Origin of the sequence: Blastococcus aggregatus (genome assembly GCF_900221005.1) — a bacterium.
GTDB lineage: Bacteria > Actinomycetota > Actinomycetes > Mycobacteriales > Geodermatophilaceae > Blastococcus > Blastococcus aggregatus.
On record NZ_OBQI01000002.1, the window covers coordinates 486870 to 509654 of the forward strand.

Consider the following 22785-nt stretch of genomic DNA (forward strand, 5'->3'; position numbering starts at 1 on the left):
CCCCTAGCCGTCGGCGGGTCGCACCTCGAGTCCGGCCTTCCCGGCCGACTCGTAGGAGTCGTCGACGAGGACGACGGACCGGCCGGGCCGGTCCAGCACCGACGCGGCGATCGACGCCCGGTAGCCGGAGCCGCAGTAGACCCACACCTCGCCCTGCGGGACCTCGTCGAGCCGGTCGGCGAGCTCGTGCAGCGGGATGTGCTGCGAGCCGCGGACGAAGCCGTTCGCCCGCTCGTCGTTGCGCCGGGCGTCGAGGACCTGCACCGGCCCGCGCTCCATCGCCTCGGCCAGGCCGGCGAAGTCGGACACCGGGTAGGACCGCAGGGGCCGCCCGTCGGCGAGGTCCTCGATGTCCCCGATCGCAGCACCGGCCAGCTCGTCGACGCCGATCCGCACCAGCTCGCGACGGGCCTCGGCCACCTGCTCCTCGCTCTCGCCGATCAGCGTCAGCGGCTCCCCGTAGCGGTAGAGCCAGCCCAGGTAGGTCACGAAGTTGGTGCCGAGCTCGACGTTCATCGAGTCGGTCAGGTGGCCGGCCGCGAACGCCGTGCGCTCCCGCAGGTCGACCACCCACTCCCCCGCCTCGATACGCCGGCGCAGCTCCGCGGGGTCGACCTTCTCGGGCATGGAGAGGTCGACCGGTGCCGGGCCGCGCCGGTTGATCGGTGCCATGCGTGCGTAGTAGGCCGGGTAGGCGTCCAGCCCGGCGAGCAGGGTGTCGACGTAGTCCTGCTCGTCCTGCGTCAGCGCCGGGTTGACCCGCTGCTGCTCACCGATGGTCGACGACGTCCCACTGGTCGGGGTGGCCGAGCAGAAGCTGCCGAAGCCGTGGGTCGGGAACACCTGCGCCCCGTCCGGGAGCTCCCCGGCCAGCCGCCGCACCGAGTGGTACTGGGCGTGGGTCAACTCGTCGGTGGCCTCCGGGCTGACCAGGTCGGTGCGGCCCGTGGCGCCGTAGAGCATCGATCCCCCGGTGAACACCGCCTCGACCTCTCCATCCCCGTCGGCGAGCGCGTAGCTGACGTGGTGGTGGGTGTGGCCCGGGGTGTGCAGCACCCGCAGGCGCAGCCGGCCGGCCTCGACCACGTCGCCGTCCGAGACCGCCACGTGCTCGACCTCGGCATCGCTCCCACTCGGCAGGACGTAGTCGGCGCCGGTCTCCCGGGCGAGCTCCGGGCCACCGGTCACGTAGTCGTTGTGCACGTGCGTCTCGAGCACGTGCGTCACCCGCACCCCTCGGCCGGCCACCACCTCCAGCACGCGGTCGATGTCGCGCTGGGGATCGATCACGACGGCCACCTCGCCGTCGTCGATCAGGTAGCTGCGGTCGCCCAGGCTGGAGGTCTCGATCGTCTGCACCTCGAACATGTCAGCTCCCCAGTGCGGCCAGCGCCGCGTCGAGACGGCGTCCGGCCTCGTCGGCCATGGGCTGGAGCTCGGGCCGCCCGGTCATCGACACCATGGTCTGCGGATCCAGGACCTGCACCGTCGAGCCATCGCCGGCCTGGCTGACGACGACGTTGCACGGCAGCAGGACGCCGACGCCGCGGTCCACCTCCAGCGCCTGCTGCGCGAGGTCGGGGGCACAGGCGCCCAGGATCAGGTAGGGCTCCATCTCCACACCCCGCTTCTGCCGCAGGGTTGCCTGCACGTCGATCTCGGTGAGGATGCCGAAGCCCTGCTCGGCCAGGGCCTCCCTGGTGCGCGCCACCGCCTCCGCGAACGGGACGGCGAGGTCGAGGGTGCGTCGGTACTCCATGCGCAGTTCCTTCCGGTCCGTCGCCCGACGCTGCGCAGCGGCCCTCCAGGTCGGACCGCAGGTCGGAGCGGCGAGGTCTCCCTCCCGGTACCCGCAGCGCCGGCCTCGTACCGCCGACCCTGTCCGGTCCGGGAAGTGTCCCGACTGCCCACCTGAACTGGGACGTTGCCCCCGTCCTGGATTTCTGCGTAATCTCGACCTGTGTACTGGGGTAATCGACCGAGCAGGCCCGCGTTCTGCGTGTGCCTCCTCGGGGTGACCCCACTGCTGGTCGACGACCGACTCTGTCCCGGCGGCACGCCCTCCCGCTGAGCGAACGCTCAGCGGCCCCGTGTCCGCCCGCACGTCCGTCGAAGGATTCCCGTTGACCGAGATCGCCGCGCCCGTTCCCGCAGCCCTGCCGTCCGCCCGGGTGACCGACGCGGTCACGCCGACCACGTCGGCCGCGAACAGCTCCGCCCCGGCCCGCGGATCGCGGCTGCGGCGCCTGGCCTCCGCCGTCGTGGACACGCACCGGGCTGCCGTCCCGTTCTGACCGTGCGCGTCGGGTTCCCCGGAACCCGGATCAGCTCTCCAGGAGCACCTGCCCCAGGTGCTCTCCCGGAGCGACCCCGGCAGGACGGCGAAGACCGCCGATCCGATCGGCGTCGTCCACCGGTTGAGCAGGTCGACCTCGGCCAGCCGCTGCTGCACGGGCACGAACTGGGTGCGCACGTCGGCCTGGAAGGAGATGAACACCTGCCCGCTGTCGCTGAGCTGCCCCGGTGGCGGGGGGACGTCGTAGTGGTACGGGCGACGCAGCATCCGCTCCCTGCGGTCGAGCGGTGCTGCTCGGCCGATGTGGGAGGCAGGGTCGATGACGGGCAGTCCGTCCGGGCCGACCGCGGTGAGGTCCGCCGGGTGCTGCTCCTCGCTGCCCGTCAACGGTGCTCCGGTGGCGAGCCGTCTGCCGATCACCCGCTCCTTCGCGGGCCGGTCCAGCTCGTCCCACGTGTCCAGGTGCATGGCGATGCGGCGCACCACCATCCCGGTGCCGCCGCGCAGCCACCCGGGCCCGTCGTCCCCGATCCACACGAGGTCGTCCTCGGCGCCGTCGACGGGTTGCACCGTGCCGTCGACCTGGCCCATGAGATTGCGCTGGGTGAAGCCGCCGGGCAGTGATCCGGCGCTGTTGCGGAATCCGTGCTGCACCCACCGCAGCGAGCCGAACGGCCGGGCCTGCTTCAGCAGCGTCCGCACCGCATGCGCGACGGTGAGCGCGTCGTCGGCACACACCTGAGCGACCAGGTCACCACCCGACCAGCGCTGCTCCAGCCGGTCGATGCCGAAGGCGGGCAGCGGCGCCAACCAGTCCGGCCGGCGGCCGGCCATCCCGATGCGGTCGAACGCACCCGGCCCCAGCCCGACGGTGACCGTCAGGTTGGCCGGTACGGCGGCCAGCTCGGGTTCGGTGTCCCCGAGCGCGGGCGCCCCCGCGGTCAGCCGCTCGGCGTCCTCGGTCCAGACCCGCAGCAGGCGGGCGAGGTCGGCGGGACCGGTGCCCTCGGCGAGGTCCACGGCCACCAGCGTCGCCGCCGCCTGCGGTGGCGTCCGCACGCCGGCCTGGTGGAGACCGCGGAACGGCACCGTCGCCCGTCCGACGGCGTCCTCGGGCGGCGTCGCCGGCCGGCCGGGGTCAGCTCCCAGCGCCGCCCCGGCCAGGGCGACGGTGGCGCCGCCCGCCACGGCTCCCCCGCCGACGAGGAACCCCCGTCGACTCAGCTGCGAGACCATCAGCCGTCGTCCTCCGCGCCGTTCCCGGGGGTGTAGGACTCCTCGGCACCGGAGAACTCCCGCCCGTTCGCGGTGATCTCGATCGTCCCGCCGCCGGCGGTCTCGAAGGTGACGGTCACGTCGTCCCCCACGGTCACGGGCGCGTCCAGGCCCAGCAGCATGATGTGGTCCCCGCCGGGCCTCAGCTCGTACTCGCCGCCGGCGGGGACGACGATGCCGCCGGCCTTCTCCTGCATGACCATGGCGCCGTCGGCACCCATGACCGTCTCGTGCATCTCGACCGTCCGGGCCACGGGCGAGCTCGCGGCGACCAGCGTCACGTCCTCGTCGCCGCGGTTGGTCAGCGTCCCGAACACCCCGGTCATCCCGGTGTCCGCCGCCTTCACCCAGCCGTCCGCCAGGGCCACCGACACCTCCGGCGTGGCCGCGTCGGCTTGCGCCGCCGGAGCGGACGGGTCCTTCGTCGCGGTGTCGGCGCCACAACCGACGAGTGCGAGAGCCAGGGCCATGCCGCCGACGGCGAGCTGGACGACGGGGCGGCGGGACCGGGACGAGGAGGTCATCGAAGTTCTCCGGGATCGGGGCGGGGGGACGCCGTGACCGTGGTCGGGACGGCGGACCTGCGACGGCGCCAGACCAGCGCCGGCAGGAGGAACAGGGCGGCCAGGACGGCAGCGGCGACGGCGAACCAGGCCGCTCCGGGCCGGCCGGACGAGGTGGACGACGGTTCCGTCGCTCCTGGCGCAGCCGCCGCAGTGGGAGTGGCGAGCGCCGCACCCCCGACGGTGAAGGCGAACGTCCCGGAGGCGGGATGACCGTCATCGACCACCACGCGCCAGCTCACGGTGTAGCTGCCGTCGGAGATGTCCGGCACCAGCGCCTGGACGACGACACCGTCGGCCGCCTGCGGCGGGCCATCGACGACCGAGGTGCCGTCGGCGGCACGGACGACCACGAGCGGGTCGATGGGGGCGAGTCCGCGCGTGACGTGGAGTCGGACCTCGGCCGGCGGGCTGTCCAGTGCCTGACCGGCAGCCGGCGCGCTCGAGGCCAGGACGTCGTCGTGCGCCCGCGCGGAGCCGGCGGACACCAGCACGACGAGGACGGTGGCGACGGCAACCGCTGCGAGCCGGCGCCGGCGGGCAGTCACCGTTCCGCCCGGCCGGCGAGGCGCCGCCAGAACACGGTTCCGCCCGCCAGGGCGAGCACCCCCAGGGCGGTGGCTGCCGCGTACCAGGCAGCCCCGGCACCCGATCGGCTGTCGGCGCGGTCCGAGGGGACGGCCACCGGACCACGGTCGGACTCGGCGTCGCCGGCCCCGCGACCGACGCCGAGCACCAGCACGGGGGCAGGCATCGCAGGATCGGGGACTGCTGCGGTCGCCGGCTCGATCCAGGCGTCCTCCCGGCCGTCGGCGTACCGCTGGACGGTGGGGAGGAGCAGTTCCCCGTCCGTCGTGGGCAGGGCAGGGACTGCGATCGAGTACTCCGCGTCCCGGCCCACCGGCAGGGGCTTCCCGCCGACGGTGACCACGTCGTCAGCGACCGTCAGCCTCCATCCCGGGGGGCCCGATTCGAGGACGAGACCATCGCCGGGCATCCCTCGGGGGAACCGCGTCGCGACCTCGACGATCCCGGAGGACGGGTGCTCCGCGGCCGCGGAGAACCGCAGGGTCGCCGGATCACCGGCCTCCGCGCCGCCGGCCGTCACCTCGACGTGCGCGAACGCGGGCGCAGCGACGGCCAGGACGAGGGCCACCGCCATCGGCGGCACGCCGAACAGCGCGCGGACTCTCATGTCGTAGAAGTCGTCCCGCACGACGGTGGAGTTCCACACGGCGTAGAAGAGTCGTGTGATCCAGCGCACGGCAGCGCCGGCACGGCGCAGGCGATCTGCCCCCGCAGCCGGCGAGCCAGCGCCCAGGCGAGCAGCACGACAGCGAGCAGCGACAGCACCGGCTGGACGGGCTCGAAGTACGTCATCGCGCCGCTGGCCCCGAGCGCCAGGAGGACGAGCTTGTTGCAGACCGGACAGCCCACGGCGAAGAAGGTCAGCAGTCCGCCGGCACCGCCCCACAGCCGCGATCGGCGCTCCTCCTCGGCCGGCGCCGGGTCGGGCGAGCCCGGCTCCCGCACGTAGGTGGCCACGAGCAACCCGGCGAGCGCCGCGCTCACGAGCAGCGCCGGCCAGGACCACCACGTGGGCGGGACCTCCCGGCCGAAGACGGGCGTGTCGATGAGGTCGGTCGGCACGGCGACCACCAGCACGCCGACGACGGTCATCGCGAGCGCGGTGAGCCCGCGACGGCGGTCCCAGGACCGGAGCGCCAGGTACATCGAGGTCATCGGGGTTCCTGTCGGTCGAGCGCGTCGATGATGTCGTCGTCCGGCCGGGCAGCGGGGGCCTGGGTGCGGAGCCGGTGCAGGCGGCGCGCGATGACGCCGAGGAGGAGGGCCGCGGCGGCCGCCAGCACCCAGACGTCGAGGTGGCGCGCGGACATCTCGGTGATCCAGCTCTGCGCCTCGAACTCGAGGTCCGCGGTGTCCCCGAACCCGAGGACCCCTGTGATGCCGGCGGTGCCGTCGAAGCGGAGGAAGAGCCAGCCGACGACGACGAACAGCCCGCCGGAGATCAGCTGGGTCGTGTGCAGCTGCCGGCCGCCGATGCGCAGCGGGCGGCCACGGAGCCACCGGCGGCGGCCGAGGTCGAACCGGTCCCAGAGCAGCGCGAGGACGAACATCGGCGCCGCCATCCCGAGTGCGTAGACGGCCAGCAGAACCCCTCCGCCCACGACGCCGCCGTCGGTCGCGGCGAGGGTGAGGACGGCGCCGAGGATGGGTCCCGAGCAGAACCCGGCGAGGCCGTAGACCGCACCCAGCGCGAAGGTCCCCGCCCACCCGCGGGCCCGGCCCGGGGTGGCGACCCGGGCCCGGAGCCGGTCGGCTCCGGGCAGGCCGAAGCCACCACCGAGGATCTGGACCACGCCGAGGGCGATGATCGTCCAGCCGGCGACGGCGATCAGCACCTCGCGGTGGCCGTAGAAGAGCGTCGAGACCAGCGCCGACCCCACCCCGAGGGGCACCAGGGTCAGGCAGAGCCCGAGCCAGAAGACGACCGTGCGGGCGAGCAGCTCGCGCGGGTGGGCGAACGCGTAGGCGAAGAACGACGGCAGCAGGAGCGCGCTGCAGGGGCTGATGAGCGTCAGCGCGCCGCCGAGGAACGCCGCCGCGAGCCCCAGCTCACCCATCGTCCCCGGCCGCGTCGGCCGCCTGCTCGATCGCCGCGACGAACGTGTCGGTGGGCTGCGCGCCCATGATCGGCCGGCCGTTCAGGAGGAAGGCGGGCGTACCGGAGATGCCGAGCTGCTGCCCCTCCCGGAAGTCGGCGGTGACCGCGTCGAGGGTCTCCTGCGACTGCATGGTCGCGGTGAACCGCTCGACGTCGAGGTCGAGATCGCGGGCGAGCCCGATCAGCACGTCGTCGGTCAGCTGACCGCTGTTCGGCGGGAAGCCCAGCGCGTAGACCGCGTCGTGGAACTCCCAGAAAGCACCCTGCTCGCCCGCCGAGCGTGCGGCACGTGCCGCTTGCACCGACTGCTCACCGAAGTAGGGGAAGTCCCGCCACTCCAGCCGCAGGATGCCGGCCTCGACGAACCGCTCGACCAGCACCGGTTCGGTCTCCTGGGCGAACTTCGCGCAGAAGGGGCACTGGAAGTCCTCCCACATGACCAGCACGACCGGCGCATCGGCGTCCCCCTGCGCGAGCGGGTCGCCAGGGACCCGCCGGGCGAGGGTGTCCGACGGCTGCGCCGTCCCACCCTCCTGGCTCACGTCCGCGACCGGGCCGCCGCCGTCGTTCCCGCCGCGACCGACACCCCAGACGACGGCGACGACGGCGAGCGCGACGACCACGGCCAGGGCGATGAGCGGTCCGCGCAGGGCCTGCGCCGTCGAGGATCGACCGGCCTCGGCTTTCGACCGCGGAGATGGAGCAGAGCTGGGCACGAGTACTTCCCCCTGGAGCGTCGATGGCACCGATGGTTGTCCGGACAACTCGGCTACAGTTGACCGTACAAGAAGTCCGGAGGCCGGCGACCGCCTCCCCGCGACCCGATCTGGAGGAGCCATGCCGGAGCTCCCGCGCACCCCACCGGCAGCGCGGCTGGACCGCCGTGCGAGCACACCGCTGTGGCGCCAGCTGGCCGTCGATCTCCGCGACCGGTTGGACGAGGGTGAGTTCGCCGGGGGCTTCCCCGGCGAGGTCGAGCTCGGTCTCCGGTACTCGGTCAGCCGGCACACGGTGCGCGAGGCGTTGCGCCAGCTCCGTGCCGACGGCGTGATCAGCACCGGGCGCGGACGGCGACCCCGGCTCGCCGCGCCCGACCCGGTCATCGCCCAGCCCACGGGGATCGCCTACTCGCTCTTCTCCTCCGTGGAGGCCTGCGGGCTGGTGCAGACGTCGGTGGTGCGGGTGCTGACCGTGCGGGCGGACGGCGTCATCGCCCCACGACTGGGGCTGGAGGAGTCGACGCCGCTGGTCCACCTCGAGCGCCTGCGCCTGGCCGACGGGCGGCCACTGGCGCTCGACCGCGTGTGGCTCCCTGCCTCGATCGGCGAGCCCTTGCTGGGCGTCGACTTCCGCCGCACCAGCCTGTACGAGGAGCTCGCCCGGACCGGCATCCCGGTCACTGGCGGCCAGGAGACCGTCCGAGCGGTCATCCCGGGCAGGGCCGAGCACGACGCCCTCGACCTGCAGCCGCCGTCGGCGGTGTTCTCCGTCGAGCGGACGGGCACGAGCTCCGGCGTCCCCGTCGAGTGGCGGCACACCCTGATCCGGGCCGACCGTTTCACCCTGACCAGCACGCTGGACCCTCGGCCAGGAGCCACCGAGCCGCGCAACGGTGACACCCCCACCTCAGCGCTCACGCCGAGCTTCGGCTGACCCACCGGAAGGAACGACGATGACCGAGCCGTCCTCCACCACCCGGCTCCCCGACCTGGACCCGGGCCAGGCCGCCGAACTGCTCGAGCGGGGCGAGGCCGTGATCCTCGACGTCCGGGAGCCGGCGGAGTGGGCAGCGGGCCACGCCCCGCAGGCCCGACACCTCCCGCTCGGTCTGCTCACCCCGGAGGCGGTCCCGCAGGACCGCCCGGTGATCGCCGTCTGCCGGTCGGGCAACCGCTCGGGCCAGGCCGCCGACACCCTGGCCGCAGCCGGCAGGCGAGTGCACAACCTGGCCGGCGGCATGAAGGCGTGGACACGGACCGGTCTCCCGGTCGTCACGGACGACGGGAAGCCCGGCACCGTCGCGTGATGCTCGCCGCCACGCTCGGGCTGGGACTGGTCATCGGCCTGAGCCTGGGCGCACTGGGCGGCGGCGGCTCCATCCTCACCGTGCCCGCCCTGGTCTACGTCATCGGCCAGGACGCCCGGGCCGCCACGACCAGCAGCCTGTTCATCGTCGGGATCACCTCGGTCATCGCCGCGCTCGGCCACGCCCGCAGTGGACGGGTGCGCTGGGGCATCGGCATCGTCTTCGGCGTCACCGGCATCGCGGCCGGCTTCGCCGGGACCGCGGTCAACCGGCTCGTGGACCCCGACGTCCTCCTGCTCGCCTTCGCCGCGGTGATCGTCGTCGCCGCTGTGGGCATGCTCCTGAACAGCCGACACGAGGAGGAGCCCGCACCACAGGAGGGCGACGCACCGCAGCCCGCTCGCCGCTGGACAGCCGGGCGGGTCGGCCGGATCGCCGGTGCCGGCCTGCTCGTCGGCTTCATGACCGGCTTCTTCGGCGTCGGCGGCGGCTTCGTGATCGTCCCGGCACTCACCCTCGCCCTGGGCCTGTCCATGCCACAGGCGGTCGCCACGTCGCTGGTCGTCATCTCGATCAACTCCGCAGGTGCACTGCTGGCCCGCGCGGGCACTGCGCACTTCGACTGGGCGGTGATCGTCCCGTTCACGCTGGCCGCTGTCGCCGGCTCTCTGGGCGGGAAGATGGTCGCCGACCGCGTCTCCGGCACGACCCTCACCCGCGCCTTCGCCGTCCTCCTGCTCGCCGTGGCCGTCTACACCGGCACGTCGAGCCTGATCTCGCTCCTCGGTTGACCCGGGAACAGGACGCACCCCGTATCCGGTTAATACCCCCGTGGGTATCAGCCGACGAAAGGACCCCATCATGAGCTCGACCGCTCTCACCGCATCGACCTTCCAGGAGACCGTCAGCGGCGACGGCATCGTGCTGGTCGACTTCTGGGCCGGCTGGTGCGGTCCCTGCCGGGCATTCGCGCCCGTCTTCGAGGCCGCTGCAGAGCGCCACCCCGACATCGTCTTCGGCAAGGTCGACACCGAGGCCGAGCAGGACCTGGCCGCCGCGGCCGGGATCCGGTCGATCCCGACGCTGATGGCCTTCCGCGACGGGGTCCTCGTGTTCGCACAGCCCGGCGCTCTGCCCGCCGAGTCGCTCGAGGAGCTCGTCACCGCGGTGCGTGCGCTGGACATGGACCAGGTGCGCGCCGACCTGACCGAGCAGCGCCGCACGGCCTGAGCCAGGTGCACCAGGCGGACGAGCGGTGACCATCGGCGACGACGAGGCCGGCGACGGTGGTGGGGCGGCGACCTCACCACCGTCGCCGATCCGGCTGGGGCTGCGCGAGAACGCCGCCCAGTTCGCGCTGCTGGTCGCCGTCAACGCCCTGGTCGGCGGCATGGTCGGCCAGCAGCAGACCGTGCTGCCGCTGCTCGCCGAGGACGAGTTCGGGCTGACCGGCTACACCGTCATCTTCACCTACGTCGCAGCCTTCGGGGTCACCAAGGCCGCCGCCAACTGGTTCGCCGGCACCCTGTCGGACCGCTACGGCCGCAAGCCCGTGCTGCTCGCCGGATGGCTGTTCGCCGTCCCCGTGCCGCTGATGCTGATCGCCGCTCCGAACTGGGGCTGGGTCGTGGCGGCGAACGTGCTGCTCGGCATCAACCAGGGGCTCACCTGGTCCACCACCGTGGTGATGAAGATCGACCTGGTGGGTCCTCGCCGGCGCGGGCTGGCGATGGGACTGAACGAAGCAGCCGGTTACGGCGCGGTCGCGGTCACCTCGCTGATCGCCGGCTACCTCGCCGGCGAGTTCGGCCTGCGCCCGGCGCCCTTCCTGCTCGGCCTCTTCTACATCGCCCTGGCCCTGCTGCTCTCCGGCGCGTTCGTGCGGGAGACCCGCGCCCACGCCCACCTCGAGGCGGGGCAGCACACGCCCCGGGCCGACGGTCTGCACGACCACCTGCACGCCGGGCTGACCGATCGCCAGATCTGGGCGCAGACCAGCCTGAGGGAGCCCGCGCTGTCCTCGGCCAGTCAGGCCGGGCTGGTGAACAACCTCAACTTCGGCCTCTCCTGGGGCCTGTTCCCGCTGCTGTTCGCCACCGCCGACCTGGCGGTCGGCCAGATCGGCCTGCTCTTCGCCCTCTACCCGGGGGTGTGGGGGGTGGGCCAGCTGATCACCGGCGCCCTGTCCGACCGGGTCGGGCGCAAGCATCTCGTCACCACGGGCATGGCCACCCAGGCCGCCGCCCTCGCCGTCATCGCCGCCTCCGACAGCTTCGGCGGCTGGGCGGCCGGCACGGTGCTGCTCGGTGCCGGCACCGCGCTGGTCTACCCGACCCTGCTCGCCGTCATCGGCGACGTCGCGCACCCGGCCTGGCGCGGGCGGGCCGTGGGCGTCTACCGGGTCTGGCGCGACCTCGGCTACGCCGTCGGAGCCGTCCTCGGCGGGATCGTCGCCGATCTCCTCGGCCTGCACGCCGCCGTCTGGGCCGCCGCCTGCATCAGCGCCGCCTCCGCCGTCGTCGTGGCCGTGCGCATGTACGAGACCCATCGCCGATGATCCGCGACCACCCGTGCACCACGGACGGGCCCCCTGCCGCCCCCTCCTCGCCCTTCGTCAGCCGGCTCGGCCGGCCTCGACGACGCCCATCATGCCGTTGTCCTCGTGATCGAGGATGTGGCAGTGGTAGACGGTCCGGCCTCCGAAGTCGTCGAACGCGACCCGGACGGCGACCTCGCCGCCGGAGGGGACGTTGACGACGTCCTGCCACCGGATGTCGTCCACCGGCCGGCCCCTCTCGGCGACGATCTGCATGGGCCACACGTGCAGGTGCATCGGGTGATCCATCGGGGAGGTGTTGGTGATCGTCCACTCCTCCACCGCCCCGAGCGCAACCGACTGGTCGACCCGGTCGGGGTCGAACTCCCGGCCGTCGACGGTGAAGGTCATCCCGCCGGGCCCCCTGCCACCGCCCATCCCGCCGCCCATGCCCATGCCCATGGCGAACGTGAGCCGACGTCGCTCGGTCACCTCGGCCCCGCGCAGGTCGCGAGGCCGGGGCTGCTGCGGGAGCGGCGGTGGCGCGCCCGTCTCCGCGCCGGCGACGTCGAGCGTGGCCAGCGGTACGACGTCCCCGCTCACCGAGCCGCCCATCATGCCGCCCATACCGCCGCGGTCGACCCTCAGCGCCCGCAATCTGCTGGTCCCGGCGGCCGTGGTGACCAGCAGATCGGCACGGTTGCCCGCGGCCAGCACGACCTCCTCGACGCGACGCGGCTCGGCGAAGCGACCGCCATCGATACCGAGCAGATCCAGCTGCTGGCCGTCCAGGCGCAACCGGACGTAGCGGGAGGTGCAGGCGTTGACCACCCGCCACCGCTCCCGCTCCCCCGGGCGGGCGGCGAACGCCGGTCGCGCCTGACCGTTGACCAGGACCAGCTCGCCCTCGCGGCCCATCATCCGCTCCATCGCCGACGGCTGCCGCAGCCGCCCGGCCGCATCGAGGCTGATGTCGGAGACCACCAGCACACGTTCCCGGGCCACCGGCAGCTCCTCGGCGTCCTCGACCACGATGGCGCCGTAGAGGCCGCCGAAGAGCTGGTCGGCGACCGTTCCGTGATGGTGCGGGTGGTACCAGAACACCCCGGTCGGGTGATCCTCGGGCAACCGGTAGTCGTAGTCGAAGGACTCCCCCGGCGCCACGGTGACGAAGACGTTGTCGCCGTTGCCCTCCGGGGAGACGTGCAGTCCGTGCACGTGCAGGTTGGTCGGGGCGTCCAGCCGGTTGACCAGCCGGATCTGCAGCCGGTCACCGGGGCGCAGCCGCAGCGTGGGACCGGGGACCCCACCGCTGTAGCCGTAGGCGGTCGCCTCGCGACCCGCGATGCGCACCCGGCCGACGACCGCCTCGAGCTGCACCCGCAAGGCGCCGTCCGCGCTGCGCAGGGTCTCCGGTTCGGTCAGCTCCACGCCGACGTCGGGATCCAGCCGCGACCCGCCCCCCAGCGCCAGGCCGGTACCGCCGACCGCGGCACTGAGCAGTCCGAGCCCGCCCAGCTGGAGGGCCCCGCGCCGGGTGATCGGCCGCACTAGGCGTCCCCGCCCAGCACCCGCAGCCGCTCCTGGTACTCCTCCGTGCTGATCTCACCCCGCGCGTAGCGCTCGTCGAGGACCTGCCGCGCGCGGCTCTGCTCCCGCGGCACCTCCCTGCCGCCACCCCGGGTGACACCGCCGCCCGCCGCTCGGACGGCGACCACGGCCAGCAGCGCGACCCCGATGATCAGCAGCAGCCAGAACAGCCACATCCAGCCCATGCCCATGTCCATGTCGTATCCCACGGCCCCTGCCTCTCGTCTCGTCCGTCAGGTCGACGCCGACGCAGCCGCTGCGGGGGCCCCGTCGTCGACGGTACCCCCGGGGGTACGAGGACATCCGGGCCCGACGGCCACCGGCCGGTGGGCTCGGGGGGCAGCAGCGCCGTGAGCGTGACCCCGCTGTCACCGAGTGCGGTGAGAGCGCCGCACTGTCGAGCCGGCGGCCGGCACCGAGTCCGACGCGGAGGTGCGGTCGGCGTCCGCCTGCCTCCGCTCGACGTCCTACCTGAGGAGACTCCGCGCGATCACCATGCGCTGCACCTGGTTGGTGCCCTCGTAGATCTGGGTGATCTTGGCGTCGCGCATCATGCGCTCGACCGGGAAGTCCTGCGTGTAGCCGGCGCCGCCGAAGAGCTGGACGGCGTCGGTGGTCACCTGCATGGCGACGTCGGAGGCGAACGCCTTGGCCGAGGCGGAGACGCGGGTGACGTCGGGCCGGCCGGCCTCGCCGGCGGCGGCCGCGACGTAGACCAGGTGCCGGGCGGCCTGGATCTTCATCTCCATGTCGGCGAGCATGAACTGCACGCCCTGGAAGCTGCCGATGCTCGACCCGAACTGCTTGCGCTCCTTGACGTAGGCCACCGACGCGTCCAGCGCACCCTGGGCGACACCGACGGCCTGCGCCCCGATGGTCGGGCGGGTGAAGTCCAGCGTGCGCAGCGCCGTCTTGAAGCCGGTGCCCGGTGCTCCGATGATGCGGTCCGCCGGGATGGTGCAGCCGGTGAAGTAGAGCTCGCAGGTCGGCGAGCCCTTGATGCCCATCTTCCGCTCCTTGGGGCCGACGGCGAAGCCCGGGTCGTCGCGGTGGACGGCGAACGCGGAGATGCCGTTGGCACCCTTCTCCGGGTCGGTGACGGCCATGACCGTGTACCACTCGGAGATGCCGGCATTCGTGATCCAGGCCTTGGTGCCGTCGAGCACCCAGCTGTCGCCCTCGAGCCGGGCCCGGGTCCGCATGGCAGCGGCGTCGGAGCCGGCCTCGCGCTCGGACAGGCCGTAGCTGATCATCGCCTCGCCCGACGCGATCGACGGCAGGACCGCCCGCTTCACGTCGTCCGACGCCGACAGGATGATCGGCATCGAGCCCAGCTTGTTGACCGCCGGGATGAGCGAGGCGCTGACGTCGACCCGCGCCACCTCCTCGATGACGATGCAGGTCGCGATCGCGTCGGCGCCCTCGCCGCCGTACTCCTCGGGGATGTGCGTGGCGTGGAAACCGGCCGCGGTCAGCGCCTTCTGCGCCTCGGCCGGGAAGCGGGCGTCCGCATCCACCTCGGCGGCGTACGGAGCGATCTCGCGCTCGGCGATGTCCCGCACCGCCTCGCGGATCGCGTCGTGTTCCTCGGTCAGCGCGTAGAGCCCGGCGGCGTTGTTACCCACGAGTAGATCGTAGGGCGCCCCACTATCCCTCGGAAGCGAGCCGCTCCTGGAGGGTGAGGTCGCGGGCGACGACGGACGCGGCGAGGTCGGCCTGGAAGGCGACCACCGCGGCCTGGAGGTCCGGATCCCCCGCGGCCAGGATGCGGACGGCGAGCAGCCCGGCGTTGCGCCCGCCGTCGATGCCGACCGTGGCCACCGGCACACCGGCCGGCATCTGCACGATCGACAGCAGGCTGTCCAGCCCGTCGAGCCGGCCCAGCGCCCGCGGGACGCCGATGACGGGCAGCGGCGTGGCGGCGGCGACCATGCCGGGCAGGTGGGCCGCACCCCCCGCGCCGGCGATGATCACGCGGAGCCCGCGGCCGGCCGCCACCTCGGCGTAGTCCAGCATCCGGCGGGGCGTGCGGTGGGCGGAGAGGACGTGCGCCTCGTAGACGACGCCGAACTCCTCGAGCGCCTCCGCGGCCGGCTGCATCGTCGGCCAGTCGGAGTCGCTGCCCATGACGATGCCGACCGCTGGTTCGTCGCTGTCCACGTCAGTGCTCCTCTGCGAAGGCGAATGCGGGATCCACGACGCCGTCGGCGAGGTACCGGGCCGCGGCGACGGCGCGGGCGCGGACCTCGGCGAGGTCGTCCCCCAGGGCGGTGAGGTGGCCGAGCTTGCGACCGGGCCGCTGGGCCTTGCCGTACCAGTGCAGCTTCACGTCCGGCCAGTGCGCCATCAGGTGGTGGATGCGCTCGTCGAGGCCCGGTCCGGTCCACTCCGGCTCCGAGGCCGCCCCGCCGAGGACGTTGGCCATCACCGCCACGGGCACCGTCATCGCGGTGGAGCCCAGCGGGTAGTCCAGCACCGCGCGCAGGTGCTGCTCGAACTGGCTGGTGCGCGAGCCCTCGATGGTCCAGTGCCCGGAGTTGTGCGGGCGCATCGCCAGTTCGTTGACCAGGACGCCGTCCGCGGTCTCGAACAGCTCGACGGCCAGCATGCCGACCACCCCCAGCCGGTCGGCGATGCGCACGGCCAGCTCCTGGGCGAGGGCCGCCCGCTCCTCGGCGAGGTCCGGGGCGGGCGCGATCACCTCGGCGCAGACGCCGTCGCGCTGCACGGTCTCGACCACGGGCCAGACGGCCACCTGCCCGAACGGCGAGCGGGCGACCTGCGCCGACAGCTCGCGGACCATGCCCACCCGTTCCTCCGCCAGGAGGACGCCGTGCCGCTCCAGCAGGTCGGCCACCTCGTCGGGACCGTGCACGACGAAGACCCCCTTGCCGTCGTAGCCGCCACGCGGGGTCTTGAGGACGACCGGCCAGCCGACCTCGTCCGCGAACGCGGTGACGCCGTGGACGGTGGACACCCGGGCCCACGCCGGCTGCGGCTCCCCCGCGGCGGCCAGCGCCTCGCGCAGGACCAGCTTGTCCTGGGCGTGGACGAGGGCCGCCGGGCCCGGGGCCACCCGGTGACCGGCCCGCTCGAGGGCGTGCAGGTGGTCGGTCGGCACGTGCTCGTGGTCGAACGTGACCACGGTGGCGCCCTCGGCGAGGTCCAGCAGCGCGGCGAGGTCGTCGTGCGCGCCGATCCGCACGTCCCCGGTGACCTGCGCGGCCGATTCGTCGGGACCGGCGGAGAGCACCCGCAGCGACTGGCCAAGCGCAACCGCGGCCTGGTGCGTCATGCGGGCGAGCTGCCCGCCCCCGACCATCGCGACCACGGGTAGGCCGGTGACGGCGGAGAGGGGCGCGGGACCGGGCATGGCCCGTCGAGCCTAGCGGTCACCGCCGAACCGGCCCGCGACACCGCCCCGAGATGCGCTGATCCGGGGATCGGCGCGGAACGACGCACACCCGGACCGAGAACGAGTTGCCTAGAATCGCGGGGTGCCTTCCCCCCGCGGCCGTTCGGCCCTCTCCGGCAGCCGCGCGCGCCGGCGGCTGAAGGAGCTGGGCGCGTTCGGTGTCGTCGGCGGTTTCGCCTTCGTCGTCGACGTCGGCCTGTTCCAGCTCCTCTACGGCTACCTCGACGTCGGCGCCGTCACCTCCAAGACGCTGGCCACGCTGGTCTCCATGACGGTGGCCTTCCTCGGGCACCGCAACTGGGCCTTCGCCCACCGCGACCGGACGACGATCCGTCGGTCGTTCGCGCTCTTCACGCTCATCAACCTGGCCACGCTGGTGCTGGGCGCGGCGATCATCTGGTTCGTGCGGTACCCGCTCGACCAGGAGCGCCTGCTGATCATCCAGATCGCGAACATCGGCTCGATCGGGCTGAACAGCGTCGTGCGCTACCTGGCCTACCGGCGCTGGGTCTTCCCTGCGCTCGCCGGCGGCGAGGCCGCGCCGGCCGCCGACCCGGCCGGGGCCGATCCCGTCCTGCCGAGCGGCACCCGCGGCGCCTGACCGCTCCCCGCCCGGATCAGCCGGCGAGCCGGGAGCCGTTCCGGCCCGGGACCACCTCGAGCCGGCTGGTGATGCGGGTCCGCAGCTCCTCGACGTGGCTGATCACACCCACGGTGCGCCCTCCTCGGCGCAGGTCGTCGAGCACGTTCATCACCGCGTCCAGGGCCTGCGGGTCCAGCGTGCCGAAGCCCTCGTCGACGAAGAGGCTGTCGATCTGCACGCCGCCGCTCTCCGCGGTGACGACGTCGGCCAGGCCGAGCGCGAGGGCCAGCGAGGCCATGAAGCTCTCCCCGCCGGACAGGGTCTTGGTCGGTCGCCGGGTGCCGGTGTACTCGTCGAGCACCTCCAGGCCGAGGCCGCCGCGGGCGCCGTGGCGGCCCTGCGCGTCGCTGTGCAGGAAGGTGTAACGCCCGCCGGACATGTCCTGCAGCCGCCGGCTGGCCACCTCGGACACCTGCTCGAGGCGCGCCGCCAGCACGAAGGACTGCAGCCGCATCTTCAGCCGGTTCGCGCCGCGCCCGGTCGCGAGGTCGGCCAGCGAGGTGACCTGCTCGGTGACGGCGCGCTGCTCGTCGAGCTCCACCTCCACGGCGGTGAGCTCGCCGGAGAGCTCCTCGAGCCGGGCCGCCCGGCGGCGGGCGTGCTCCAGCGTGGCGACGGCGGCCTCCCGAGCCGCGGTCGCCGACCGGCACGCGTCGGTGAGGGCCGCGAGGTCGGGGCGGGCACCGAGCTCCGCGAGCTGCGGCTCGGCGAGGACGCCCATGACGACGGCCAGCGCCCGGTCGTGCTGCTCGACCCGGCGGCCCAGCTCGTCGGCCCGGCCGGGCGGCAGCAGCGCCTGCGCGGCCGCGTCGAGGTCGGGGAACCCGGCTGCCTGCACGCGCGCGCGGGCCACCGCCAGGGCGGCCTCCTCCGCCAGCCGGGCGCGGCCCTCGGTGGCGGCGGCCTCCACCTGCGCCTCGCAGCGCTCGGCCTCGCCGGTCAGCCGCTCGATCCTGGCCGGCAGGTCCGCGTCGATCCCGCAGGCGGCGGCGAGCTGCCCGGTCACATCGGCGAGGGCGGACCGGACGGCGGCCAGCGCGGCCTCCTGCCGGCCCAGCTCCTCGCGGTCCGCCGCGAGCGCCGCCGAGGCCGCCTCCTGCTCGGCCAGCGCGCCCTCGAGAGCCGCGCGAGCAGCCTCCAGACCGTCGGCGAGCACCTCCGCCGCACGCTGCGCGGCGACCAGGCCGGCGAGGTCGGTCTCCTGCGCCGCCACCGGCTCGGGCCCGGCCTGCGCCCGCCGGGCGGCGAGCTCGCGCTCGGTCCCGGCGCAGGCGTCCCGGGCCCCGGACCAGCGGACCTCCGCCTGCTCGGCCGCGACGCGGGCGGCATCTTCCTGGGCGCGGGTCACGACCGTCGTCCCGGGCCGCGCGGGCGCCGGGTGCTCGGCCGACCCGCACACCGGGCAGGAGTCGCCGGCGGCCAGGCCAGCGGCCAGCTCGGCCGCCATGCCGTCGAGCCGCTGGGCGCGCAGGTCGTTCCAGTGCTCCCGGGCGTCCAGCCAGGCCACCCGCGCGACGTCGGCGGCGGCGCGCTCGACGGTCAGCGCCGCCTCGAGCGAGACCGCTGCGCGGGCCGCCTCCAGGGCGTTCCGGCGGTGCCCGGCGGCGGTGCGCAGGCCCGGCAGCCGGGCGGCCGCCTCCGCGGCCGCGTCCAGCGCCGTGCGGTGCTGCTGCAGCAGGGCCGGCCGGCCGGCCATGGCCTCCTCGGCCGCCGCGCAGCGTGCGGTCAGGGTGTCGAGCGCCCGTTCGCCCGCCGCCACGTCCCGCTCCAGGCGGGCGGCGCGAGCGACCTCCGGCAGCAGGGCCCGCAGCGCGGCCGCCTCGTCGCGCAGCCCGCGGGCGAGCGAGACCTCGGCCTCGCGGCCGGCGGCGACCGATGCCCAGGCGGCGCGCGCCGTCGCGAGCGCCGCCGAGGCCCGCTCCGCCTCCAGCGCCGCGCGGCCCGCGGCCTCCAGCACGTCGCGCACCGGCTCGGCGCGGCGGGCGGCGTCCAGGGCGGCCCGCACCGGCTCGAGCTCCGGCGCGGCCGACTCCAGCCGGGCCCGCTCGACCCGCGCCCGGTCCCGGCGGAGGTGGCACTCCTCCTCCGCCCGCGCCGCCACGAGCGCCGCCTCCTCGGCCCGGGCCCGCTCCCCCGCGGCATCGGCGGCCGCCTCGGCACGCACCGCGGCCTGCGCCGCCTCGGACCGGACGCGGCGCACCCACGCGGTGACCGGCGTACCTGGAGCCGCCCCGACCAGTTCGGGGGCGAACTCCTCGGGCACGGTGACGTCGGCGGCGGAGGCCACCAGGGAGACCAGCGTGCCGGTGCGCGCGCGGAGCCGGTCGAGGCTCTCGCGGGCGGCCGTCCGCTCCCCCGCCAGCCAGTCCTCGACACGGGCGAACCGGCCGACGTCGAACAGCGTGCGCAGCAGGCGGCCGCGGTCCTCCGGCTCGGCGCGCAGGAACCGCGCGAAGTCGCCCTGCGGCAGCAGGACCACCTGGCAGAACTGCTCGGCCGAGAGCCCCAGGCGCGCGCGCAGGTACTCCGAGCCCTCGTCGATACGGGTGCTGACCGGCTCCCAGCTCTCCCCGACCCACCGCTGGACGGTCAGCCGGGCCTGCTCGGTCGTCCAGCCCTCGCCGCGGCGCTTGGGGCGCTGCTGCTCCGGCCGGCGGACCACGCTCAGCCGCTCGCCGCCGAGGGTCAGCTCGAGCTCGACCTCGGTGCGGACGTCGTCGGCGGCGTGGTCGCTGCGCAACCGCTTCTCCTCGCCGCGCGCGCCGGGCACGGTGCCGTACAGGGCGAAGACCACCGCGTCGAGCAGGGTCGTCTTGCCCGCGCCGGTGGGCCCCCACAGCAGGAAGAGCCCGTCGCGGCCGACGTCGTCCAGGTCGACGTCGACCCTCGTCGCGAACGGGCCGAAGGCGGTCAGGGCGAGCTGGTGGACCCTCACGCGGCGTCCTCGCGGGCGGCGGCGGCGAGCGCGCGGGCAAACAGCTCCCGCTCGGTCTCGCTCGCGCCGGCGCCGCGGACGTGGTCGACGAACTCCTCGGCCACCTCCAGGTCGCTGCGCCCGCGCAGCCGCTCCTGGTAGCTCCGCCCGTCGGCCGTGGCGCCCGCGCCGGCCCACTCCAGGTGCACGCAGTGCGGGAAGCGCTCGCGCAGCTGGCGCATCGGGTCCGATGGGCGGACGGTGTCGGTGAGCCGCGCCGACACGAAGTGGCCCTCGGCTGCCGCGTGCTCCGGTGCGGCCAGCAGCTCGGCGAGCTCGCCGGTGAGCACGCTGAGCTGACGGGGAGCCGGCAGCGGCACGGGCGTGACCTCGCCGAGGCCGTCGGCGCCGAGCTCGACCAGCCAGGCCTGCTTCTGCTGACCGGCCTCCCCGAACGAGTAGGCCAGTGGGGAACCGCTGTAGCGCAGCCGCGGGCTGAGCGTCTGCGGCCGGTGCAGGTGCCCCAGCGCCACGTAGTCGACGCCGCCGAAGACCCCTGCCGGCACGAGGTCCACCCCGCCGACGCAGATGTCGCGCTCGCTCTCGGTCGGCACACCACCACCGACGAACGCGTGGGCGAGCACCACCGACCGGACGCCCGGCCGCAGGAAGAGGTCCGCCCGGATCCGCTCCATCGCGGCGGTCAGCACTCCCTCGTGCCCTCGGACCGCCGCCTCGCCGCGCCCGGTGAGGCCGAGCTCGTGCCGTGCCACCTCGGGTTCCAGGTACGGGATGCCGTAGACGGCGACCTCGCCGTGCTCGTCGGCCAGCAGCACCGGCTCGTCGAGCGCCGGCGTGGCGGCCCGGACGTGCAGGCCGGCGGCCGACAGCAGCCCGGAGAAGGTGCCGAGCCGGCGCGCGGAGTCGTGGTTGCCGGGCGTGAGGACGACCTGCGCGCCCGCCCGGAGCAGCCGCCCGACCACCCGGTCCAGCACCGCCGTCGCGTCGGCCGAGGGCACCGCACGGTCGTAGACGTCACCGGCGACGACGACCAGGTCGACCGACTCGGCGGCCACGACCTCGGCCAGCCCGCCGAGCACCGCCTCCTGCTCGGCGAGCAGATCGGTGCCGTGCAGGGTCCGGCCGATGTGCCAGTCGGAGGTGTGCAGCAGCCGCATGCCCCGACCGTAGGCGGGGCCGCTGACAGTTCCGCGCCGCACGTGGCGGGAGGGCCGCGTGGTGCGGCCGGGGGCGCGTCGGACTGGGGGCTCTCAGCGCCGGCCGGACCGCCGCCATCGGGAGCTCTGCGGCGCCGGCTCTTCCTCCGCGCCCGACTACGTCGCCGGGTCGTCGCGGATGTAGCTCGCGCTCTCCTGCGCCCGGCGGTCCGCGTCCTCCTCGATCATGTGGTTGAGCAGCTGCTGGACGCCGTCGCTGTCGGGGATCTGCCGGAGCACCGTCGCGCCGCTGTCGCCGGCCGTCTCGATCGTCAGCGTGCCGGAGTTGGTGATCCGGTCCCAGAGCGTCTGGGTGTAGGAGACGTCGGTGATCCGCGCCAGGCCCAGGTCGCGGCCCCGGCGGGCGAGGATTCCCTCGCGGAAGAGCAGCCGGTGGGTGGTGACGACGTAGTGCGTCGCCCGCCAGCGCGCCAGCGGCACGACCACGGTGACGGCCAGCAGGACCACGGCGACCGCGAGCACGAGCATCCGGTAGATGCCCTGCTGCCGTCCGTCGGGGATCACCGCGAGACCGAACGACGTCGCGCCGACGATCAGCAGGAAGCGCACCACCGGCCAGAAGACCGTGAGCCAGTGCGGGTGCAGGTGGCGGACGACCTCTTCGTCGTCCGCGAGCAGCTTGTCCGGGTAGGGCATCGGGACAGGATGGTGGACGCCGCCGCCGGCGTCATGCCTCCGCGGCTCTGGTCCGCACGTGTCGGACGTCGCCGCTGGCCAGCTCGACCGTGCCGGCGGGGGTCCGCACGACCAGCCGGCCGTCCCAGTCGACGCCCTCGGCGACGCCGTCGAGCAGCGAGCCGTCGGGCAGGTGCACCTGCACGGCCGACCCGACCGTGGACGACCAGCGCAGGTAGTCCGTCGCCAGCCCCGAGGCCACCGGGTCGCCGAGGTGCTCGACCCAGCGCCGGTAGCGCTGCTCGAGCGCCCGCAGGAAGGCCAGCAGGACCGGCCCCCGGTCGACGGTGCCGCCGGTGACCTCGGCCAGCGACGTGCCGGTGTCCGGCAGCTCGGCCGCGGTCGTGGAGACGTTCAGCCCGGTGCCGACGACGACGGCCTGACCCGAGCTCTCGGCCAGGATCCCGGCCAGCTTGCGCCCGTCGCGGGCCAGCAGGTCGTTGGGCCACTTGACCGAGGCCAGCACGCCGGTCGACTCCCCCACGGCCTCCGCCAGCGCGACGCCGGTGAGCAGCGGCAGCCAGCCCCTGCGCGCGGCCGGCACGTCGGGGCGCAGCAGCACCGAGACGGTCAGCCCGGCGCGGGGCGGGGAGGTCCACACCCGGTCCATCCGGCCGCGGCCCGCGACCTGGTGCTCGGCCACCAGCACCGCGCCCTCGGGGGCGTCCCGCCCGGCCGCGGCGATCAGGTCGGCGTTGGTGGAGCCCGCCTCCGGCACCACCTCGAGCGAGCGCCAGAGCGCGCTGTCGCGGGTGAGGGCAGCTCCGAGGACCGCCGCATCGAGCGGCGGGCGGCCGAGATCCGACCATCGAGGTGAGGAGTCGTCGGGCACTCCCCTACGCTACGTAACCCGTGACCGGGCGCGCCCGGTCAGGGATGAGCACGGCGGTCCGCGACCGCGGCCGGGGTGCGTCTGCGAGGAGGAAAC

Annotated in this window: 23 protein-coding genes; 6 read left to right on the top strand and 17 right to left on the bottom strand. The window is 74.4% G+C overall.

Translation table 11 applies throughout. The features are described from left to right. Nucleotides 1-3: 3 nt before the first annotated feature. Genes CRP29_RS08035 through CRP29_RS08075 form a run of 8 tightly spaced genes read right to left on the bottom strand, consistent with a single transcriptional unit; the run spans nt 4 to nt 7536 of the window. Nucleotides 4-1368 (bottom strand): MBL fold metallo-hydrolase, encoded by a 1365-nt coding sequence (locus tag CRP29_RS08035; protein ID WP_097194515.1) that lies wholly within the window; start codon nt 1366-1368, stop codon nt 4-6. A 1-nt stretch (nt 1369) separates the two neighbouring features. Then, nucleotides 1370-3532, bottom strand: a complete 2163-nt coding sequence (locus CRP29_RS22990) for a Dyp-type peroxidase (RefSeq protein WP_217991498.1) — start codon at nt 3530-3532, stop codon at nt 1370-1372. Further along, the gene (locus CRP29_RS08050) at nt 3532-4095 is read right to left on the bottom strand and encodes a copper chaperone PCu(A)C (RefSeq protein ID WP_217991499.1); all 564 of its coding nucleotides are present in this window, start codon (nt 4093-4095) and stop codon (nt 3532-3534) included. The genes CRP29_RS22990 and CRP29_RS08050 overlap by 1 nt, the downstream gene beginning before the upstream one ends. After that, on the bottom strand, nt 4092-4682 hold the full coding sequence (locus CRP29_RS08055) for a copper resistance CopC family protein (RefSeq protein WP_176522880.1): 591 nt from the start codon (nt 4680-4682) through the stop codon (nt 4092-4094). The genes CRP29_RS08050 and CRP29_RS08055 overlap by 4 nt, the downstream gene beginning before the upstream one ends. Further along, nucleotides 4679-5368, bottom strand: a complete 690-nt coding sequence (locus tag CRP29_RS08060; protein WP_097194518.1) for a DUF1775 domain-containing protein — start codon at nt 5366-5368, stop codon at nt 4679-4681. Before CRP29_RS08060 ends, CRP29_RS08055 begins: the two co-directional genes overlap by 4 nt. Continuing rightward, complete coding sequence (locus CRP29_RS08065; protein WP_176522881.1) at nt 5326-5877, bottom strand: hypothetical protein; 552 nt, start codon at nt 5875-5877, stop codon at nt 5326-5328. The genes CRP29_RS08060 and CRP29_RS08065 overlap by 43 nt, the downstream gene beginning before the upstream one ends. Further along, complete coding sequence (locus CRP29_RS08070; protein ID WP_097194519.1) at nt 5874-6779, bottom strand: cytochrome c biogenesis CcdA family protein; 906 nt, start codon at nt 6777-6779, stop codon at nt 5874-5876. Before CRP29_RS08070 ends, CRP29_RS08065 begins: the two co-directional genes overlap by 4 nt. Next, complete coding sequence (locus CRP29_RS08075) at nt 6772-7536, bottom strand: DsbA family protein (protein ID WP_217991500.1); 765 nt, start codon at nt 7534-7536, stop codon at nt 6772-6774. Before CRP29_RS08075 ends, CRP29_RS08070 begins: the two co-directional genes overlap by 8 nt. 121 nt (nt 7537-7657) lie before the next feature. Between CRP29_RS08075 and CRP29_RS08080 the strand changes: the two genes are divergently transcribed. From CRP29_RS08080 to CRP29_RS08100, 5 genes are all read left to right on the top strand, one after another. Further along, nucleotides 7658-8473 carry a GntR family transcriptional regulator gene (locus CRP29_RS08080; protein WP_097194520.1) on the top strand — a complete coding sequence of 272 codons (816 nt, stop codon included), beginning with the start codon at nt 7658-7660 and terminating at the stop codon, nt 8471-8473. 19 nt (nt 8474-8492) lie between these two features. Next, nucleotides 8493-8846: a rhodanese-like domain-containing protein gene (locus CRP29_RS08085; RefSeq protein ID WP_097194521.1), complete on the top strand. Its 354-nt coding sequence runs from the start codon at nt 8493-8495 to the stop codon at nt 8844-8846. After that, nucleotides 8846-9637: a sulfite exporter TauE/SafE family protein gene (locus CRP29_RS08090; RefSeq protein WP_097194882.1), complete on the top strand. Its 792-nt coding sequence runs from the start codon at nt 8846-8848 to the stop codon at nt 9635-9637. The genes CRP29_RS08085 and CRP29_RS08090 overlap by 1 nt, the downstream gene beginning before the upstream one ends. A gap of 70 nt (nt 9638-9707) precedes the next feature. Continuing rightward, nucleotides 9708-10076 (top strand): thioredoxin, encoded by a 369-nt coding sequence (trxA, locus tag CRP29_RS08095; RefSeq protein WP_097194522.1) that lies wholly within the window; start codon nt 9708-9710, stop codon nt 10074-10076. Nucleotides 10077-10101: 25 nt separating this feature from the next. Continuing rightward, on the top strand, nt 10102-11403 hold the full coding sequence (locus CRP29_RS08100) for an MFS transporter (RefSeq protein ID WP_217991501.1): 1302 nt from the start codon (nt 10102-10104) through the stop codon (nt 11401-11403). A 57-nt stretch (nt 11404-11460) separates the two neighbouring features. Here the strand turns inward: CRP29_RS08100 and CRP29_RS08105 are convergent, their stop codons facing one another. The 5 genes from CRP29_RS08105 to CRP29_RS08125 all read right to left on the bottom strand — a co-directional run bounded on the left by CRP29_RS08105 (nt 11461) and on the right by CRP29_RS08125 (nt 16345). Further along, complete coding sequence (locus tag CRP29_RS08105) at nt 11461-12933, bottom strand: multicopper oxidase family protein (protein WP_097194523.1); 1473 nt, start codon at nt 12931-12933, stop codon at nt 11461-11463. Continuing rightward, entirely contained in the window at nt 12933-13181 is a 249-nt protein-coding gene (locus tag CRP29_RS08110) for an SHOCT domain-containing protein (protein WP_245852635.1), read from the bottom strand. Before CRP29_RS08110 ends, CRP29_RS08105 begins: the two co-directional genes overlap by 1 nt. Nucleotides 13182-13439: 258 nt before the next feature. After that, nucleotides 13440-14597, bottom strand: a complete 1158-nt coding sequence (locus CRP29_RS08115) for an acyl-CoA dehydrogenase family protein (RefSeq protein ID WP_097194525.1) — start codon at nt 14595-14597, stop codon at nt 13440-13442. Nucleotides 14598-14619: 22 nt separating this feature from the next. Continuing rightward, entirely contained in the window at nt 14620-15132 is a 513-nt protein-coding gene (purE, locus tag CRP29_RS08120; protein WP_245852637.1) for a 5-(carboxyamino)imidazole ribonucleotide mutase, read from the bottom strand. A 1-nt stretch (nt 15133) separates the two neighbouring features. Continuing rightward, nucleotides 15134-16345: a 5-(carboxyamino)imidazole ribonucleotide synthase gene (locus CRP29_RS08125; protein ID WP_097194526.1), complete on the bottom strand. Its 1212-nt coding sequence runs from the start codon at nt 16343-16345 to the stop codon at nt 15134-15136. Between the two features lie 124 nt (nt 16346-16469). On the opposite strand from CRP29_RS08125, the gene CRP29_RS08130 reads away from it, so the two are divergent. After that, a complete protein-coding gene (locus CRP29_RS08130) occupies nt 16470-16988 on the top strand; it encodes a GtrA family protein (RefSeq protein ID WP_097194527.1) in 519 nt (172 codons plus the stop codon). Nucleotides 16989-17004: 16 nt separating this feature from the next. Here the strand turns inward: CRP29_RS08130 and CRP29_RS08135 are convergent, their stop codons facing one another. The 4 genes from CRP29_RS08135 to CRP29_RS08150 form a co-directional block, all read right to left on the bottom strand. Continuing rightward, nucleotides 17005-19965, bottom strand: a complete 2961-nt coding sequence (locus CRP29_RS08135) for an AAA family ATPase (RefSeq protein WP_097194528.1) — start codon at nt 19963-19965, stop codon at nt 17005-17007. Then, nucleotides 19962-21122, bottom strand: coding sequence for an exonuclease SbcCD subunit D (locus CRP29_RS08140; RefSeq protein WP_097194529.1), 1161 nt, complete (start codon nt 21120-21122; stop codon nt 19962-19964). The genes CRP29_RS08135 and CRP29_RS08140 overlap by 4 nt, the downstream gene beginning before the upstream one ends. 156 nt (nt 21123-21278) lie before the next feature. Continuing rightward, nucleotides 21279-21818: a PH domain-containing protein gene (locus CRP29_RS08145; RefSeq protein ID WP_097194530.1), complete on the bottom strand. Its 540-nt coding sequence runs from the start codon at nt 21816-21818 to the stop codon at nt 21279-21281. Nucleotides 21819-21849: 31 nt separating this feature from the next. Further along, nucleotides 21850-22689, bottom strand: coding sequence for a biotin--[acetyl-CoA-carboxylase] ligase (locus tag CRP29_RS08150; protein WP_097194531.1), 840 nt, complete (start codon nt 22687-22689; stop codon nt 21850-21852). Between the last annotated feature and the right edge of the window lie 96 nt (nt 22690-22785).